The organism is Dyella sp. 01N36, from assembly GCF_056399745.1.
In genome coordinates, this window is record NZ_JBFTRY010000318.1 from 1 (window position 1) to 2,443 (window position 2,443).

At 61.9% G+C, this 2,443-nt stretch carries 4 protein-coding genes; all 4 read left to right on the plus strand.

The window, feature by feature from the left end; translation table 11 throughout:
- Positions 1-195 (plus strand): hypothetical protein (locus AC1DMG_RS21610; protein WP_477181097.1); only part of this gene is annotated, 195 nt, incomplete at its 5' end.
- A gap of 46 nt (positions 196-241) precedes the next feature.
- Positions 242-442 (plus strand): hypothetical protein, encoded by a 201-nt coding sequence (locus tag AC1DMG_RS21615; RefSeq protein ID WP_441604380.1) that lies wholly within the window; start codon positions 242-244, stop codon positions 440-442.
- Positions 443-526: 84 nt separating this feature from the next.
- Positions 527-2,017, plus strand: coding sequence for an outer membrane beta-barrel protein (locus AC1DMG_RS21620; protein ID WP_441604379.1), 1,491 nt, complete (start codon positions 527-529; stop codon positions 2,015-2,017).
- 10 nt (positions 2,018-2,027) lie between these two features.
- Positions 2,028-2,443: potassium-transporting ATPase subunit KdpC (gene kdpC, locus AC1DMG_RS21625; RefSeq protein WP_477181098.1), on the plus strand; the 416-nt coding region annotated here is incomplete at its 3' end.

Below are 2,443 nucleotides of genomic sequence, written 5' to 3' on the forward strand. Positions count from 1 at the left end.
TCGGCGGTGATCTTCAACGCGCTGATCATCATCTTTCTCATTCCGTTGGCGCTGAAGGGCGTGAAATACCGTGCGTTGGGCGCCGGTGCGCTGCTGCGTCGCAACCTGCTGGTCTACGGCCTTGGCGGCATCGTCGTGCCGTTCCTTGGCATCAAAGTGATCGACATGTTGCTCGTGCTCTGCGGTCTTGCCTAAGCCCCCTCATTACTGACGCACTACTGGAATCTACGGAGTCTTTGCCATGCAAGTACTCAAGCTTTCTGTTTCGCTGCCCGACGACACCCACCCAGACATGGAGCTTCGTCTCTCATCAGACGACTCCGCCTGCGACGTGGTGATCGCATTGCCGGTGCAGGGTCGCCCGCGCGTTCAAACGCGCGACACCCAGGCGCCGAACAGCGAACAGGACGAATACGTGCTCGGCGGTTACGCCGGCATTTGACGTGAGGCCGCGGCACAGCGGCCCACCCCTCTCTACCCACAGAAAAGGACGGCTCGCCCCGAGCCGGTTTCAGGAACACCCATGATGTCCAAGAAGCTTCTTTCGTTTGCACTGTTGATGGCTCTCGCCCCCGCGGGCGAAGCTGCTGCTGCGGTGGCGCCGGTCGCCGGCACCGACGTGACGCCGGCGGCAGGTCTCGATGACGGCTCGGCCGGTGCGCCGGCGGCTTCCGGCGACGACTGCTCGCAGGGTTTCTTCTCCCGTCTCGGCGCGGCCTATCGCGCCGATGCGCAGCCGGCCGATCCCAATGCGCCCGCCGCACCGCGCCGCGCGATGGACGCACCGCTCGATTCACCGCCGTTTCCCAACAGCGAGTGGCAGCTCGGTGGCGTGCCCGCCCCGATCGGCGTGCCGGTGGCTTACGGCCAGTACCCGCTGCAGAAAGCGCTCTCGTGCACCAAGGTCGGTAATTGGATGAAGCGCAACCGCATCGAGATCAACGGCTGGATCAACCCGTCGGCCAATGCAAGCTCGTCCAGCTTCACGAACTATCCGCTGTCCTACGCAACGCGCCCCAATCGCGTGGAATTCGACCAGCTGGTGTTCAACATCACCCGCGTCGAAGACACCGTGCAGACCGATCACCTGGATTGGGGTTTCAACATCTCCACCCTGTACGGCTACGACTATCACTACACGATCACCAAGGGCGTGTTCAGCAATCAGTTGCTGAACCATCCCAATTCGAATGGTCCGCTGCCGGGCAAGGTCTATGGCATCGATCCGATGCTGTTCTACTACGACCTGTACATTCCTTCGGTGGCAGAGGGCATGGTGGTTCGCGTGGGCCGCTGGTTGTCGCTGCCGGATATCGAAGCCCAGTTCTCGCCGCAGAACTATCTGGTTACCCATTCGATCCTGTACACGGTCGACCCCTATACCCAGACCGGCGTGATGACCACCACCAAGCTCAATAGCCAGTGGACGGTGCAGCTTGGCGTCAATGCCAGCAACGACGTTGCACCTTGGAATCATTCGGCGCGCCCGTCGCTTCAGGCTTGCGTGCGCTGGGTGTCGAAAGACAACAATGACATGCTCTACCCCTGCGTGAACAACTGGAACACCTCGGACTACAACTACAACAACGTGCAGATGTACGTGATGACCTGGGGCCACCGCTTCAGCCAGAGCGTGCACATGCAGACCGAGGCTTACTACATGTACGGCCGCAACGTTCCGGGCTTCGGGCCGGATGGCGAGCCGGGCGTGGTGGCGTCGTCGCCGTATCCGGGCAAGGCGGGCGAGTACGGCGTGGTGAACTACCTCAACTTCGAGTTGAACTCGAGCAACATGATTTCGTTCCGCAACGAGTTCTACAACGACCAGAAGGGCCAGCGCACCGGCTACGCCACCAAGTACAGCAGCCACACGCTGGGCCTGACGCACTGGGTGTCCTCGGACCTGGAGATCCGTCCGGAGATCCGTTACGAGCACTCCTACGACGTGAATGCGTACAACGCCGGCAAGAAGAACTACCAGGCGATCGCGCTGGTTGACGCGATCCTCCACTACTAAGGTGAAACCCATGGCTAAGCTGATTCGCAGCGCCATCGTGATGCTGCTCCTGATGACCGTGATCACCGGCGTGGCCTACCCGCTGGTGGTCACCGGTGTCGCCCAGGTGCTGTTCCCGTCGCAGGCGAACGGCAGCCTGATCGACAGGGAAGGCAAGCCGATCGGCTCCACGCTGATCGGCCAGTCGTTCGACGACCCCAAGTATTTCTGGGGTCGTCCTTCGGCGACTTCGCCGCAACCCAATAATGGGCTGTCGTCGTCGGGCTCGAACCTCGGGCCGACGAATCCGGCGTTGACGGATGCCGTGAAGCAGCGCATTGAAGCGCTGCGTGCCGCGGATCCTTCGAACACTGCAGCGGTGCCGGTGGATCTGGTGACGGCATCGGGTAGCGGTCTGGATCCGGAGATTTCGCCGGCGGCGGCGGC